15 protein-coding genes are annotated in these 15,267 nt (G+C 38.7%); 6 read left to right on the forward strand and 9 right to left on the reverse strand.

Going from position 1 to position 15,267, the window contains the following annotated elements:
• Nucleotides 1-22 precede the first annotated feature (22 nt).
• The 4 genes from pheA to pepD all read left to right on the forward strand — a co-directional run bounded on the left by pheA (nucleotide 23) and on the right by pepD (nucleotide 5,628).
• Nucleotides 23-1,132 (forward strand): prephenate dehydratase, encoded by a 1,110-nt coding sequence (gene pheA, locus SOI76_RS05895; protein ID WP_002049199.1) that lies wholly within the window; start codon nucleotides 23-25, stop codon nucleotides 1,130-1,132.
• A gap of 107 nt (nucleotides 1,133-1,239) precedes the next feature.
• Nucleotides 1,240-3,486: a bifunctional prephenate dehydrogenase/3-phosphoshikimate 1-carboxyvinyltransferase gene (gene aroA / locus SOI76_RS05900; RefSeq protein WP_205668369.1), complete on the forward strand. Its 2,247-nt coding sequence runs from the start codon at nucleotides 1,240-1,242 to the stop codon at nucleotides 3,484-3,486.
• Between the two features lie 127 nt (nucleotides 3,487-3,613).
• Entirely contained in the window at nucleotides 3,614-3,997 is a 384-nt protein-coding gene (locus SOI76_RS05905; protein ID WP_104079015.1) for a hypothetical protein, read from the forward strand.
• A 170-nt stretch (nucleotides 3,998-4,167) separates the two neighbouring features.
• Nucleotides 4,168-5,628 (forward strand): aminoacyl-histidine dipeptidase, encoded by a 1,461-nt coding sequence (pepD, locus tag SOI76_RS05910; protein WP_104079014.1) that lies wholly within the window; start codon nucleotides 4,168-4,170, stop codon nucleotides 5,626-5,628.
• 34 nt (nucleotides 5,629-5,662) lie between these two features.
• Here the strand turns inward: pepD and rtcA are convergent, their stop codons facing one another.
• The 5 genes from rtcA to rnz form a co-directional block, all read right to left on the reverse strand.
• A complete protein-coding gene (gene rtcA / locus SOI76_RS05915; RefSeq protein ID WP_104079013.1) occupies nucleotides 5,663-6,709 on the reverse strand; it encodes an RNA 3'-terminal phosphate cyclase in 1,047 nt (348 codons plus the stop codon).
• A 259-nt stretch (nucleotides 6,710-6,968) separates the two neighbouring features.
• Nucleotides 6,969-7,427 carry a DIP1984 family protein gene (locus SOI76_RS05920; protein WP_104079012.1) on the reverse strand — a complete coding sequence of 153 codons (459 nt, stop codon included), beginning with the start codon at nucleotides 7,425-7,427 and terminating at the stop codon, nucleotides 6,969-6,971.
• 2 nt (nucleotides 7,428-7,429) lie between these two features.
• A complete protein-coding gene (locus SOI76_RS05925) occupies nucleotides 7,430-7,873 on the reverse strand; it encodes a hypothetical protein (protein ID WP_032053409.1) in 444 nt (147 codons plus the stop codon).
• A 4-nt stretch (nucleotides 7,874-7,877) separates the two neighbouring features.
• Nucleotides 7,878-9,146 (reverse strand): RtcB family protein, encoded by a 1,269-nt coding sequence (locus tag SOI76_RS05930; RefSeq protein ID WP_104079011.1) that lies wholly within the window; start codon nucleotides 9,144-9,146, stop codon nucleotides 7,878-7,880.
• A gap of 255 nt (nucleotides 9,147-9,401) precedes the next feature.
• Nucleotides 9,402-10,376, reverse strand: coding sequence for a ribonuclease Z (gene rnz / locus SOI76_RS05935; protein ID WP_104079010.1), 975 nt, complete (start codon nucleotides 10,374-10,376; stop codon nucleotides 9,402-9,404).
• Between the two features lie 67 nt (nucleotides 10,377-10,443).
• Between rnz and rtcR the strand changes: the two genes are divergently transcribed.
• Nucleotides 10,444-12,045, forward strand: coding sequence for an RNA repair transcriptional activator RtcR (rtcR, locus tag SOI76_RS05940; RefSeq protein WP_104079009.1), 1,602 nt, complete (start codon nucleotides 10,444-10,446; stop codon nucleotides 12,043-12,045).
• A gap of 57 nt (nucleotides 12,046-12,102) precedes the next feature.
• Here rtcR and SOI76_RS05945 read toward each other — a convergent pair whose 3' ends face one another.
• On the reverse strand, nucleotides 12,103-12,735 hold the full coding sequence (locus tag SOI76_RS05945; protein ID WP_005068305.1) for an alpha/beta hydrolase: 633 nt from the start codon (nucleotides 12,733-12,735) through the stop codon (nucleotides 12,103-12,105).
• Between the two features lie 125 nt (nucleotides 12,736-12,860).
• Here SOI76_RS05945 and yaaA point away from each other — a divergent pair, with 125 nt between their 5' ends.
• The gene (gene yaaA / locus SOI76_RS05950; protein WP_104079008.1) at nucleotides 12,861-13,640 is read left to right on the forward strand and encodes a peroxide stress protein YaaA; all 780 of its coding nucleotides are present in this window, start codon (nucleotides 12,861-12,863) and stop codon (nucleotides 13,638-13,640) included.
• A gap of 214 nt (nucleotides 13,641-13,854) precedes the next feature.
• Here yaaA and thiG read toward each other — a convergent pair whose 3' ends face one another.
• Genes thiG through SOI76_RS05965 form a run of 3 tightly spaced genes read right to left on the reverse strand, consistent with a single transcriptional unit; the run spans nucleotide 13,855 to nucleotide 15,230 of the window.
• Nucleotides 13,855-14,640: a thiazole synthase gene (gene thiG / locus SOI76_RS05955; RefSeq protein ID WP_104079007.1), complete on the reverse strand. Its 786-nt coding sequence runs from the start codon at nucleotides 14,638-14,640 to the stop codon at nucleotides 13,855-13,857.
• A gap of 13 nt (nucleotides 14,641-14,653) precedes the next feature.
• Entirely contained in the window at nucleotides 14,654-14,851 is a 198-nt protein-coding gene (gene thiS / locus SOI76_RS05960; RefSeq protein WP_004700562.1) for a sulfur carrier protein ThiS, read from the reverse strand.
• A 13-nt stretch (nucleotides 14,852-14,864) separates the two neighbouring features.
• Nucleotides 14,865-15,230 (reverse strand): DUF423 domain-containing protein, encoded by a 366-nt coding sequence (locus SOI76_RS05965; protein WP_002115263.1) that lies wholly within the window; start codon nucleotides 15,228-15,230, stop codon nucleotides 14,865-14,867.
• Nucleotides 15,231-15,267: the final 37 nt, after the last annotated feature.

Below are 15,267 nucleotides of genomic sequence, written 5' to 3' on the forward strand. Positions count from 1 at the left end.
ATTTTACTGAGGCTGCATTCTAATGATCAACGATGATCAAAACAAAACGACTTCTCTTAGTTTGGAACAAATTCGCGAAGATATTGATAGTGTAGATCAACAGATTCAAGAATTATTAAATCGCCGCGCAAGCCTTGCTGAAGCTGTTGCAAAAGCTAAATTTGCTTCCGAAGAGAATCCTTTGTTTTATCGTCCTGAACGTGAAGCACAAGTCTTACGTAAAGTTATGGAACGCAATCAAGGTCCTTTGTCTGATGTAACCATGGCGCGTTTGTTCCGTGAAATTATGTCTGCTTGTCTCGCTTTAGAGGCTCCGCAAAGCATTGCATTTCTAGGGCCAGAAGGGACTTTTACTCAATCTGCTGTACTTAAACACTTTGGTAAAGATGCAGTTGTTCGTCCATTACCAACAATTGATGAAGTGTTCCGTGAAGTAGAAGCAGGTAGTGCACATTACGGCGTAGTGCCAGTTGAAAACTCATCTGAAGGTATTGTGAACCATACTTTAGATTGTTTTAAAACATCGAATTTAAATGTGATTGGTGAAGTTGAATTACGTATTCATCATCAATTCCTCGTCTCTGAAAATACACGTAAAGACAGTATTAAACAGATTTATGCACACCAACAAACTTTGGCTCAATGCCGCCAGTGGTTAGACGCGCATTATCCGGGTGTTGAACGTGTTGCTTTAAACTCAAATGCAGAAGCTGCACGTCGTATTCGCAACGAATGGCATTCAGCAGCGATCGCATCTGATATCGCAGCAGGCATGTATAACCTTGAAATCTTGCATAGTAATATTGAAGATAATCCGGAAAATACCACTCGTTTCTTAGTCATTGGCCGTGAAAAGATTCCACAAAGTGGTAATGACAAAACTTCATTATTAATTTCAGCGCATGATCGTGCTGGTGCTTTATTAGAAATTTTAGCGCCGTTTGCAAAACATAATATTAGCTTAACGAGTATTGAGACTCGTCCAGCATTACCTGAAAAATGGGCCTATGTATTCTTTATCGATTTAGAAGGTCATATCGATCAAGAGAATGTTGCTGCGGCAATCAATGATATTCGCCCAATGGTAAAAGAGCTTCGTATTTTAGGTTCTTATCCTGCTGCCGTTCTCTAATTACTCATGTTGGAATAATGACATGCATCAAGATGGTCATGTCATTATGCTTAAAAACAAATTGCTCAAAGGTTTAAATCACTTTGAGCAAAAGCAAAGTTGAAGTTATGTCACAACCCCTATTTAAAAAAGTTGCATTTATTGGTTTAGGACTCATCGGGTCGAGTTTGGCACGGGTTATTGTTGCCGAAAAGTTGGCGACAACTATTGTGGCATCTACACGCTCACAAAAAACTTTAGAAGATGCAAAATCACTTGGCTTAATACAAGAAGGATTTTCTGATCCTGTAGAGGCTGTGAAAGGGGCAGATTTAGTTGTTTTAGCCTTGCCAGTACGTGCGACACAAAAAGTGCTTGAGCTAATTAAACCTTATTTGACAGAAACCACGATTGTAACTGATGTGGGAAGTACAAAAGGTAATGTCGTCGATGCAGCAAAAGCTGTATTTGGTGAAGATTTACCAGCAGGTTTTGTACCAGGACATCCTATTGCTGGTAGTGAGCATACGGGCGTTCATGCGGGTAAAGTTGATTTATTTGCAAATCACAAAGTCATTTTAACGCCGTTGCCAACAAGTGCAGAATGGGCTGTTGATAAACTGATTCAACTTTGGTCAGCTGCTAAAGCTGAAGTTATTTGTATGGATGTTGCCAAGCATGATGAAGTTTTAGCACATACAAGTCATTTACCGCACTTGATGGCATTTAATTTGGTTGAGCAACTTGCAAACCGAGAAGATAATCTTGATATTTTTCGCTATGCAGCCGGTGGTTTCCGTGATTTTTCGCGTATTGCTGCCAGTGATCCTCAAATGTGGCATGACATTTTCTTTGCCAATAAAACCGCTATATTAAATGCTGTAGATGGCTTCGAGAAGCAACTTACCGTACTTAGAAAATTGATTGAAAACGAAGACTCTCATGCATTAATGGGTTTACTCGGCCATGCTCAGGCAGCACGTCAGCATTTCAATCATATGTTAGCCAAAAAACCTTTAATGGAGAAAAATAAGGTGACACAGCAATTCAGTATCTTACCGGGAAATAAGGCATTTAAAGGTAAATTTACCGTACCGGGTGACAAATCTGTGTCACATCGCTCCATTATGTTCGGTGCTATTGCCGAAGGCACGACTCATGTCACTGGCTTCCTTGAAGGTGAAGATGCTTTGGCAACTTTGCAAGCTTTCCGTGATATGGGTGTAAGCATTGAAGGTCCTAAGAATGGTGAAGTGACCATTCATGGCGTGGGCATGCATGGTTTAAAAGCACCAGCGAGTGCCTTGTATATGGGTAACTCTGGAACGAGCATGCGTTTGCTTTCAGGCATGTTATCAGCACAAAAATTTGATTCAGTGATGACAGGTGATGCATCACTTTCTAAACGTCCAATGGAGCGTATTGCTAAGCCATTGCGTTTAATGGGTGCGCAAATCCAAACGACAGGTGAGAAAGGTACACCACCTGTAAGTATTACGGGTAGCCAGCAATTAAAAGGCATTCAATACGATTTACCTATGGCATCTGCTCAAGTGAAATCTGGTATTTTACTTGCTGGTTTATGGGCTGAAGGTGAAACTTCAGTCACTGAGCCAGAACCAACTCGTGACCACACAGAGCGCATGCTTCGTGCATTTGGCTATGAAGTTAAAACCGAAGGTAACAAAATCTCACTCGTTGGTGGCGGAAAATTAGTTGGTACTGATATTCAGGTTCCCTCTGATATTTCATCTGCTGCTTTCTTTATGGTGGGTGCCGCAATTACAGAAGGTTCCGATGTTGTTCTGGAAGCTGTAGGTATTAATCCAACACGTACTGGCGTAATTGAAATTTTAAAACAGATGGGTGCTGATCTGACTGTTGAAAATGAACGTATTGCCGGTGGAGAGCCTATTGCTGATATTCATATTAAAGGTTCACGTACGCTTAAAGGCATTCACATGCCAGAAGACCAAGTGCCTTTAGCAATTGATGAATTCCCAGCTTTATTTATCGCAGCAGCTTGTGCCGAAGGCCAAACAGTATTAACTGGTGCGGCAGAACTTCGTGTGAAAGAGTCTGATCGCATTCAAGTCATGGCTGACGGCCTAAAAATCATGGGTATTGATTGTACGCCAACTGATGATGGCATCATTATCGAAGGCAAGGGTAAGTCAGGTGATTGGTCACCAATCTTTGCTGGTGGTGAAATTGAATCACATCATGACCACCGTATTGCAATGAGTTTTAGTATGGCAGGTCTGCGTAATTCTGGTCCGATTACAATTCATGGTACTGAAACGGTTGCTACAAGCTTCCCGACTTTTACTGAGTTGGCGAATCGTGCAGGCTTAACAATCGAAGTTAGCCAATAACTTTTGACCTAACACATTTTATAATTGCTAACACAATAGCAACGGCAGCAGCAGGCTAAAGGCTTGGCTGCTGTTTGTTTATTGCTTATGCTAAGCGCAGATAATGATAAAAGTGTTAGGACAAAGGATGAAAAAATTACAATTTATTGCCAGTTGCCCACAACATGGGGTGCTTGATCATCCACCAAATGAATGCCATATCACTCAAGAATATGTAGCGGCTTTACTGTTTAAACAATTGGGGCATTATGGTTTTGATGCACAGCATATTGTGCATGAACATGAAAAGGTGGAAGTAAGTATTGATAATCACCTTTTACCATTGTCTATTACTTGCCAGCAAACCGACCAAGATGGGCATTTAATGTGTGAAATCTCTGCCAATCCTGATGAAGAACAAGACTGGTTTGAGAAAATCGAAACACAAAGTATTATTCGTCAGCTTGCACAGGCTGTTGAAAATAGCTTGAAAGCCGATCATAGCTTTTCAGCATTTGAGTGGAAAAGCTAAACATATTATTGTTAAGACTTATTTGTGAAGTACGGCTTTTTAGAAAAGTCGTACAATTTCTTTAAATTAAATATAAAAATACAAAATCTTTCCCGAAATTCCTACCTATCTTTAATGCATTGTGTATATTGAAATTATTAAGATATTTACATAATTAGAGTGTAGTTTTCATGACACAAGTTGATATTGCAGCGTTATCTCCTCAAGTCGTTTGGCAGCATTTTCAAACACTTTGTACTATTCCTCGCCCATCGAAGCATGAACAGCAACTTCGTGAGTTTTTACAAAACTGGGCCGAAAGTCGAAATTTAGAAACATACGTAGATGAAGTCGGTAATTTAATTATTCGTAAGAATGCGACAGTGGGTAAAGAACATATGTCTGGCGTTATTCTGCAAGGCCATTTAGATATGGTCACTCAAGCCAATACTGGCACAGTACACGACTTCTTTAAAGACCCGATCCGCCCAGTTCTTGAAGACGGCTGGTTGATTGCCAAAGACACTACTTTAGGTGCTGATAATGGCATTGGGGTGGCTTTGGCTTTAGCTGTTTTAGATTCAAATGATATTGCTCATGGACCAATTGAAGTTCTTTTAACCGTTGATGAAGAGGCAGGTATGAGTGGTGCACGGCTTTTACAGGCTGGTGTACTAAAAGGAAAATGGCTATTTAATATTGATACAGAAGAGTGGGGTGAATTATATCTCGGATGTGCCGGTAGTATTGATGTTGAAGTCGAACAAGCACTTACTTATAAACCAATTCCTGAAAATTTAACGGTTGTAAATATTCAGGTTGCTGGCCTTAAAGGTGGTCACTCTGGTGTAGATATTCATTTAGGACGTGGCAATGCCAACGTTATTTTAGCTCGCTTTTTAAATCAGTATTTAACAAAGCTTGGTGGACACCTTGTCGAGTTTACAGGTGGTACGGCCCGTAATGCTTTACCGAGAGAAGCCGTAGCGACTATTGCAATTTCGCTTAACCAATTGCCTGAATTAGAAAAATTACTCGCTGAATATCAAACGATATGGGAAGACCAATTACAGGGTATTGATGACAACTTGCAATTAAGTATTCAATCCAATAATGCTGAAGTGACCGAAGTGATTGTTCAACAGCAGCAAAACGAATGGTTACAAGCTTTGGCAACAAGTCCTTATGGCGTTGCAAGTATGAGTCAGGTTCTACCAGACGTAGTTGAAACCTCAAATAATATTGGGGTGGTAAAACTAAATCGAGAGGGTGGAAAAGCTGTCTTAATGGTTCGTTCAATGGTGAACCAAGAAGCTCAAGATTTTGCCGAAAAAATTCAGAATCATTTTAGCCAATTTAATATCGGCTCTACACTTACGCCGTTAGTGTCGGGTTGGACACCAAATCCAGATTCGGCGGCTTTAAAGTGTTTACAACAGGCCTATCAAAATGCATTTAATATTGAGCCAAATTTAAAAGTAATTCATGCAGGCTTAGAATGTGGAATTATTGCTGAACATTATCCACATTTACAGATGGTTTCGTTTGGGCCTGATATTCAAGGTGCACATGCACCAGGTGAACGAGTTAAAGTTGATACTGTAGAGAAATGCTGGAAGCTACTGGTAACCGCTTTGGCATCTGTAGAGTAGTTCTTTATAAATAAGAAGCTCAGTCATGAGCTTCTTAAACTTTAACTTTTACATGAAAATGATTTGGATTTAACTCGACAAATTCGATTTCACAATTAATAAATTTTTCAATCATGGCAGCTTGAGTAAGAGTGTGTTCACTAATACATTGTGTGGTGAATTCACCACCTTGACCTAAAGCTAAAGGTAGAAGCAATTGATCTGCCAAATACTCATCTACAACAGCCTGCGAAGATAAATATAGATTTACATCTTTTGCTAAATGTTCAGCTATTTGCTCTGCACTTTTGCGCATCTCACCTAAAGCTGTAAACAGTTGAGAGTGATATTGATGAGTAACTTTCACATACATTGTATTGCCTTGGCTAATTCCATTTAAATGAAATTGCTGCTGAGAGCTTAAGTTTAGTTTTTTACTTAATGTGGTTAATTCACGTTGTGCTATCTGTGCTTCTTCTGAAAGATTTAATACAGCTGCAAAAGCTTCATTGCCTTGCAAATCACCACGATCTAATAAATTTAGCTTGTTTCGATCTTGCCATGGCTGAATGGTAACTTGAATTTCACCCGCACCAATTGGAAAGAAGCCAGCTTTATTTAATTTAAAATCGACGTTAATTCCAATCTTTGTTAGAGCAGGTAAAAAGCAGTGTTCAATAAAATCTGCTGTTGGTGCAAGTGGGTTATGTGTACCCCCTGAAATAGTGAGTTCGGTAGCTTCATTTTGTAATAACAAAACAGGTAGAAGCGTTTGTAAAACCAGTGTTGTACTACCCGCTGAACCGATTTGAAATTGATATTTACCACTTTGAACATGCTGAGGTGCGAAATATAAACGTTGGCTATGTAATTCAGCACCCTCTACATAAGCTTGGCTAATTTGTTGAGATGCTTGTACACAAACCAAATGTTGACGCATTAATCCTGGTTTTTTACGTCCTGCACGTATATTAATTAATTCAAATGCCTGACCTGTAATCATTGAAAGGGCAAGAGCAGTTCTTAAAATCTGTCCACCACCTTCACCTTGTGAACCATCAATTTGGATGGTTTTCGGCATATTTGCCAAAGCTTTATTCACTTCTGTTTTCCTTATTTTCTAATTTAATGAACATACTGTCAGTACATGGTAATGCGAAGTAACGTTTGACTTTGTTTTCGACAAAGGTTTACTAGGTGCATAGTGCTGAGTCTCATAAGTGAATATCGATGCACGACTCACATGCTGCCATAGCCGCCTGAATTATTTTCAATCCCTCAGATCGGAGTAACGCAGGATCTTGTACTCGCCCAGTATGTCCAAACTTTGATTGTGAAAATGATTTCACAAAATCTATTGTTTAATCGATTAGATCAATTTGCCAATTAGCAGCCTGAATTTTAACGTTTAAGTCACGGAGTTTTGCACTGATATCATCCGCCTGCTTTTGTAAGCTAGAAACCGGAATGACTTTCTTCCACTTAATTTCACGTGAGCTATAACGATCAGGTTCTCGATGTGTATTGGCAATCGCATCTATTAAAATCTTATGCTGTTCAGCATAACTATCACGCAAGCTTAATAGTGATAATAATATTTTGCCATCTTCCAGTTTTGCTTGTGCATTGGTCAAGTGAATACGACAAATCAATTGATTGCTTTCCTGAGTTAAAGCGAATACTTGTTTGATGAGCTCATTTGGATCTTCACTAGGTTCATCACCTTCTTGTACCAATACATTGGCATTAATTCGTTGTTTTAACGAAGCAAGCTTTTTTTGTTGATCGCTTCGAAGTAAAAGTGCTTCTGCGAGTTTCATGTTTATATCTCTATTTCATTCCAGTCAAAATTATCATCAGGTAAAAAATCTGAATGATGAGTTTGAATATGTTGCATAAAACTAATAAATAAATTACTCATGTAGTCAGGTTTCAAATGAATTAAAGCTGTTGCAGCAATGATGATTCGGCTGATTGCAGCTTCTTTAAGTTCTTGCTCACTTAGCTCAGCAAATGATTGATGGCAACTCCCATGCTTTAACCAATTTCTGACTTTATTAATTTCTTGAGAAACCTGTTTCACTTGTAGATTATTTTTAATAGCAATATTTTTACTGACTTGATGAAATACATAACCACTTTTAATTTCACCAAAAATACCTTCCGCAGCACCAGCTAAAGTAATAGCTGGTACAAATGCATTTTCATATAAATAGAGTTTTATTGCCCATTCAAATTGCACAACTCCAGTTTCAATTTGGTTCATTAGATCACCCTTTTACACACACCACTTGTCTTAATGTATAAACCACTTCAACCAAATCGCTTTGGGCTTTCATTACATCTTCAATCGGTTTATATGCCGATGGAATTTCATCAATAACTGCTGCATCTTTACGGCATTCCACACCTTCAGTTTGGGCGATTTGATCTTCAACAGTAAAGCGTCGTTTTGCTTCAGTACGGCTCATAACACGACCTGCACCATGCGAACATGAACAGAAAGATTCCTGATTTCCAAGTCCACGGACAATAAAGGACTTCGCACCCATTGAGCCTGGAATAATTCCATATTCACCTAAGCGCGCACGGACAGCACCTTTACGGGTGACCATTACTTCTTCACCGTAGTGTTCTTCCTTTTCCACATAGTTATGGTGACAGTTCACCGCTTCCAAACGTGCCTGAAAAGGCTTTGGTACAATCGTAGCCAAGGCTTTAATCGCAGATTGCATCATGATTTCTCGGTTCTTCATCGCAAAGCGTTGAGCCCAGCCTACCGCAAACCAGTAATCATCAAAATGTTCAGTTCCCTCGACTAAGTATGCTAAATCTTTATTTGGTAAATTAATAAAATGCTTCTGCATGTCTTTACGGGCAAGTTCAATAAAATGATTACCGATAGCATTTCCTACACCACGAGAACCTGAGTGCAACATAATCCAAACATGATCATGCTCATCTAAACAGATTTCGACAAAGTGGTTTCCAGTACCTAAAGTTCCCAAATGTTTGCGGTTGTTGGTGTTTTTTAAACGTGGGTGTTTTGCGCAAATATATTCAAAATCTGCAACCAGATCGGTCCAAGCTTGATCTACCATTTCTGGTGGAGTTTCCCATGACCCACGATCACGTCCGCGTTTAGTCATTCCGTGTGGGATTAAACGTTCAAGTTCAGTACGTAGAGCATGTAAGTTATCTGGTAAATCTGAAGCAGTTAAGCTTGTACGGGTTGCCATCATTCCACAACCAATATCTACACCCACAGCAGCAGGAATAATTGCCCCTTTAGTTGGAATCACGCTACCAATAGTTGCTCCTAAACCGAAGTGTACATCTGGCATAACAGCCATCCATTTATAAATAAAAGGCATTTGAGCTGTTTGCAATAATTGTTGTTTTGAGTTGTCATCAACAAGCACGCCTTTAGTCCACATTTTGACTGGCATACTTTTTTCATTTTGCAGAATTTCATAAGAACGTTGTTGCTGCTTTTGTTCAAACTGAGCTTGTTGGTTAATTTCTTCAATGACAGACATTTTCTTTTCCTTTCAAAGCCTGCCTGCCAAGCGTTTGCAGGCAGGTGTTATTCACAAAATCCCAATGATGTTGTGTGCTTTGTACTATTGCACTGAGTGTGCCAACTTTTAAAAATATACTTAATTAAAAATATAAGTTATTGAAAATAATATATAAAAATAATTATTATTTCTGCGTAACTAATTTCTGTTGGAAATTTTAATATTTAAAAGATATCTAAAAATATATTTAAATATCTTTTTGGATATATGTATTTAATGGGCCTTCCCTTTTTTATCGACTTTTAAAAGCTGTCCAACTTCATTTAAAGTAAATTCATCAAAATCATTGGCTAAATAAAAATGACCTTCATAAAACTGGCGAACTTCTTCAGTAATAGCTTGTTGCCCAGCTTTATCCTGATGTCGGGGGCTAAAATGCGTTAGAATTAAATTGCTTAAAGATTGCTCTTCTGCAAATTCAGCCACCATTTTTGCTGAGCTATGCATTGGACCTTTGCCGACTTTATCTAAAACCGTTTGTAAGTATGTGGACTCATGAATAAGGAGTTGAGCATCTTTGCAAGCGTCAGCTAATAGTTCTGGTTGGTCATTATCACCACCTATAATTGCATGAACTTGTTGATTTTGAATTTTGATAAAGTCTTGAGCTTTTAATGTTTGTCCTTCAAATTCAATATTGTAGCCTCGTTTCAAATGGCCCCACATATCGCCTTGAGGTACGCCAAGCTGAGTTAGAGCTTGGGTATCTAACTTCTTCTGAATCGATTTGATATAAATGCTAAAAGCAAAACTTGGAACACGATGGCTTAGTGGATGTGCTTGAACAATGAATTCGTCAGTGATTTGTTGTGGCTGCGTTGCTTCATTTACATCAATGAATTGAAGGGAATAGGGTAAATGTAAATCTGTAAGTTGGGCAGTGATTTCAAACCATTGCTGAATTTCTTTCGGTGCAATCACGATTAAGGGTTTGCTACGGGCATTCATGCCTGCACTTGCTAATAAACCAACTAGACCATAACAATGGTCGCCGTGAACATGTGTAATACAAATGGCAACTAGGTTTTGTAGTGAAAGTTTAGCTTGTTGAATACGGTGCTGTGTCCCTTCGCCAGCATCAATTAAAATCCAGTCCTTATTTTTGCTGTTGCGAACTGCTAATCCTGAAACATTACGTGTCAGGGTCGGTACACCTGAAGATGTGCCTAAAAAAGTAAAATGAAGCATATTCTTGGAATTTTTTGGTCAAATCCGTATTGTATATTATAGACACTTATAAAATTTTATAGAAATTATGGCGGATACAAAGAAAACAGTTGTTATTGGCTTTGTCGGTTCTACCCTTGATCAGGGGAGAAGGCCAGATCGCTGGCAGCGTTGGCGTCCTACACTTAGCCTGTTAATGCATGAAGATTTGCTTGTAGATGAATTGGTATTGTTACATGATCGCCAACATCATAGTTTAGTTAAATCTATAGCAGCAGATGCTCAAGAAATCTCTCCACAAACTGAGGTTTCTGGACATAAGGTAAGTATTAAAGATCCTTGGGATTTTGCTGAAGTTTATGGTGCACTCTATGACTTTGTAAAAACCTATCCGTTTGATGTCGAAAAAAATAACTATTTACTGCATATCACGACAGGAACGCATGTTGCTCAAATTTGTTGGTATTTATTGGTAGATGCACATTATTTGCCAGCTCAACTCATTCAAAGTTCACCTAATCAACCAAAGACCCCAGAAGGTGAATATAGAATTATTGATCTGGATTTGTCTCGATACGATGTTTTAAAACAGCGATTCGATGATGAACAAAAACAAAATTGGCAACAACTTAAAGCAAATATTTCTACTCATAATAAAGCGTTTAATCAGCTTATTGAGGAAGTTGAATTAGTTGCAACTCGCTCTAGTGCGCCTATTTTAATTATGGGGGCAACAGGGGTTGGTAAGTCTCATTTGGCAAAACAAATTTTTCAGTTAAAGAAAGATAAATTTCAATTAAGCGGTCGTTTTATTGATGTTAACTGTGCAACCTTACGTGGTGATAGTGCCATGTCGACCTTATTTGGTCATATAAAAGGTGCATTTACAGGCGCAGCTGCCTCTCGTGCTGGTTTATTAAAAAGTGCTGACCAAGGCATTTTGTTTTTAGATGAAATTGGTGAATTAGGACTTGATGAACAAGCTATGCTGCTAAAAGCGCTAGAAGACAAAAGTTTTTTTCCCGTTGGAAGTGATAAGGAAATTCAGGCCGATTTTCAGCTAATCGCAGGTACTAACCGCGATTTACGTAATGAAGTTCAAGCTGGCCGATTCCGTGAAGATCTATGGGCTCGTTTGAATACGTGGACATTCTTTTTACCCAATTTAAAAGACCGTGTAGAAGATATTGCACCCAATATTGATTTTGAGCTACAGCGTTTTGCTGCAATTCATCAAAGAAAATTACGTTTTCAACGTGATGCTTTAGAAACATATTTAAAGTTTGCTAAATCGGCAGATGCATCATGGCAAGGAAATTTTAGGGATTTAGCAGCGAGCGTAACTCGTTTGGCAACTTTATCGCAAGGTGAGTTAATTCGCCGTGAAGCTGTAGAAAAAGAAATTCAACGTCTAAAGCAGCTTTGGCTTATTCAGGATGAATCTTACAATGATAAAAATACAGATATTTTGTTGAACTATTTAAGTCCTGAGCAGCTAGAACAAATAGATGAATTTGATCAGATTCAATTACGAGGTGTGCTCAAAATCTGCGAAAATTCAAAATCCATGGCAGAGGCGGGAAGACAACTCTTTTCAGTATCTCGTCAACAGCGTAATACAACGAACGATAGTGACCGAGTGAAAAAATATTTGGCACGTTTTGGATTAAGTTGGAATAATTTTCAATAATGACACGGCTTATAAAATGATGGGCATACTCTCGAGTTATGCCCATCAAGTTACCGTTTATTTCATGATAATAAAACGTGTAATGATTTGGCGAAGCTGCTTTAAATAGCCTGTAAAGAAGTGGTTAGCACCCGGTAAAATCGTAATTGGATGCTTCTGTGGTTTTGCCCACTCAATTGCATCTGAAAGTAAAGTAATATCATCTTGCTCACCATGAATGAGTAGAATATCACCTTGAATTTCAGGAGTTTTATAGTGACGTAAACCTACTACAGTAGCTGTTGGTAAACCACATAAAATTAACTGTACAGGTCGTAATTCAGGTGCAAGCTGTGCAAAGCATTTTGCTAAAACATGTGAGCCAAAGCTAAAACCGCCTGCATAAAATGGTAGGCCTTCATGAAGCTTACGAACGTGCTCAATTACAGCTAAGATATCTTCAGTTTCACCATGGCCTTCATCATGAATGCCTTCACTGCCGCCTAAACCACGGAAACTAGGACGGTAAACAATACAACCATATTCATTAAAGATTTGGGTTAAAAGGGCAGGGACTTTATGTTGAGGGGTTCCACCTTGCAATGGGTGCGGATGACAAACAACCGCAAAGCCTTTGATTTCACCTTCAGGGCGGTCAACGAAAAGTTCAATTTTACCTACTGGACCCTGGATGAAAGTTTGCTCAGACATATAAGAACCGCTAAATAACAATACGTGATGCTATTTTACCGATAGTCGTCATTGAAAACACGAGTTAGCATTAAAAAATATCTACTGTTATAGTTGGTATTAAGAATAATTTTTTCAGGTTGTCTATGCTTGCTTTAATTTCTCCTGCAAAAACTTTAGATTATGAATCAGCGTTACCTACAGATGAGTTTACTCAGCCTCGCTTGTTAGAAAACTCAGCACAATTAATTGATGTTTGTCGCAAACTTTCTGCTTCGGAAATTGCGAGTTTAATGAGTGTCAGTGAAAAAATTGCCACACTAAATGCAGATCGATTTAGAGATTGGAATCTCGAATTTAATTTCTCAAATGCTCGCCAAGCAATCTATGCATTTAAAGGGGATGTTTACACCGGTTTAGATGCTTATCATTTAAAAGATAAAGATATTGATTTTGCACAGCAGCATTTACGTATGCTGTCTGGTCTATATGGTTTATTGCGTCCTTTGGATTTAATGATGCCTTATCGTTTAGAGATGGGTACTAAATTAAAAAATACTCGCGGTCATAATTTGTATGAATTCTGGGGTGATATCATCACTAACCAAATTAATGAAGACTTGGCAGCAATTAAATCTGAATTGCTGGTAAATCTAGCTTCAGATGAATATTACAAGTCTGTCAATGAAAAGAAAATTAAGGCTGAAATTGTGAAGCCTGTTTTTCTTGACCAGAAAAATGGCAAATATAAAGTCATAAGTTTCTATGCGAAAAAAGCACGCGGTTTAATGGCTCGTTTTATGATTGAAAACCAATTAAATAAAGCTGAAGACATCAAAGCGTTTAATACCGAGGGTTACTACTTTGATGCTGAGAATTCATCAGCAAAAGAGTTGGTGTTTAAGCGGGATGAGCAAGTGGCTTAATTAAATTAATAATTTCATGTGCCATGCGGCCTTTGGTCTCATGTTTAATTTATTAAACTCTATTGGCTATGCCTTACTTTTGAAAGGTCAAAAGTAACAAAAACCTTTGTTGAACAGAGGGCACATCCATGTGGCCCTGTTCAACAGTGGCATCCATGCCACTCGTCACGATAGCTTTTGTTATCGTGCTTTAAAATTTAGACAAAATTAATGATTACTTAAAGAAATAACCAGTTTCTGGTGAGCTTGCATTTGCCATGCGTTTACGTGGCATACGACCTGCTAAAAATGCTTCACGCCCAGCTTCAACAGCTTTTTTCATCGCAGAAGCCATCACAATAGGGTTTTGCGCAGCTGCAATTGCTGTATTCATTAATACACCATCACAACCGAGTTCCATTGCAATAGCAGCATCACTTGCTGTGCCAACACCTGCATCAACTAAAACTGGAACTTTCGCATTTTCTTTAATAATTGAAATGGTGTGTGGGTTTAAAATACCTAAACCTGAACCAATGAGGCTACCTAAAGGCATAATCGCAACACAGCCCATACTTTCAAGTTCTTGCGCAATGATCGGATCATCAGAGGTATAGACCATAATCTCAAAACCGTCGTCAATTAAAGTACGAGCCGCTTTTAAGGTCTCGGTTACATTTGGATATAAGGTTTTTTCATCACCTAGAACTTCAAGCTTTACTAAATTGTGACCATCAAGTAGCTCACGCGCTAACATGCAGGTACGTACTGCACTATCAGCATCAAAACAACCTGCGGTATTTGGCAAAATTGTATATTTCTCTGGTGGGATAACTGAAAGTAAATTCGGTTGGTCTGGATTTTGTCCAATATTTACACGGCGGATTGCGACAGTTACGATTTCTGCACCACTGGCTTGAATAGCTAAATTCGTTTCATTTAAGTCTTTATATTTGCCAGTTCCGACCAATAAACGAGATTGAAAAGAACGTGAACCAATAATGAGAGGGGTGTCTTGCATGGATAACTCCGACTTAGCCGCCGCCAACAGCGTGAATAATTTCGATACGGTCATGTTGAGCAATCGTAATTTGCTCTAATTTGCTTTTAGAAACGATTTGCTGATTGTGCTCGACAGCAAAACGTTTTCCTTCAAGTGCCAACTCCTGAATGAGTTGCAACAGGTTTTGGCTAGGCGTGTCCGTTAATTCGCCATTTAAATAAATTTGCATGATCACATTCCGATTATTTTGCGTATTTGAAAGCATTCCAAGCCAAGACTAGCCATCCCGCAATCATTAAAGCTCCACCGATTGGAGTAATTGCGCCTAATATTCTTGGTAAACCCAGCGCCATGATATAAAGCGAACCACAAAAGAATAGAATACCAATTTGGATAAGCAAGAAAGATAACTTGATTGGGAAATGAGGAAGAACCTTACTTAAAATACCAAGGGCTAATAGGCCAAGCGCATGATAAAAAAAGTAGTCGGTTGCAGTCTGCCACCAAGCAAGTTGCTCAGGACCCGCGTGAGCTTTAAGACCATGTGCTCCAAAAGCACCCAACATGACTGCAAAGGCAAGATTAAGGGCTGAAATGGCAATCCACATAACAAAAAACGCAACTGAATAATGAAAAGCAACGTTA

The sequence above is a fragment of the Acinetobacter pittii genome (genome assembly GCF_034064985.1).
GTDB classification, from domain to species: domain Bacteria; phylum Pseudomonadota; class Gammaproteobacteria; order Pseudomonadales; family Moraxellaceae; genus Acinetobacter; species Acinetobacter pittii_H.